The sequence below is a fragment of the Pseudomonas sp. SWRI68 genome (assembly GCF_014269165.1).
GTDB classification, from domain to species: domain Bacteria; phylum Pseudomonadota; class Gammaproteobacteria; order Pseudomonadales; family Pseudomonadaceae; genus Aquipseudomonas; species Aquipseudomonas capeferrum.
Genome location: NZ_JABWRU010000073.1, coordinates 1 through 330, shown reverse-complemented (window position 1 = coordinate 330; position 330 = coordinate 1). Strand labels below are relative to the sequence as shown.

General features: G+C 59.7%; 1 protein-coding gene. It reads right to left on the bottom strand.

From position 1 onward, the window contains the following. On the bottom strand, nucleotides 1–330 hold a 330-nt coding region (locus tag HU770_RS26855; RefSeq protein WP_186666607.1), incomplete at both ends, for an immunoglobulin-like domain-containing protein.

Below are 330 nucleotides of genomic sequence, written 5' to 3'. Positions count from 1 at the left end.
GCGTCGTGGGTGTAAGGTTCGCTGCTGGTTTCACCGGCCTTGATGGTGACCTGAGCATTGTTGCTCAGGGTCACGACCAGGTCGTGCGCCAGCGCGGTGTTGATGTGGACGGTGAAGGTCGGTTTGACGTTTTCAGCGACCGAGACCTGGTCAGCAGTGATGGTGACTTTGACCACATCGCCTTCGTTGCCTGGGGTGCCCGGCTCGTCGGTGACCGTAGTGCTGACCGGGGTCTTGTCCAGAACCAGGTTTTCGAACTTCCAAGCATCAGCGCCGCTGACTGCTTGCAGGCTCTGCTCTACCGGCGCGTTGGTCCCAACGTAAACGTTG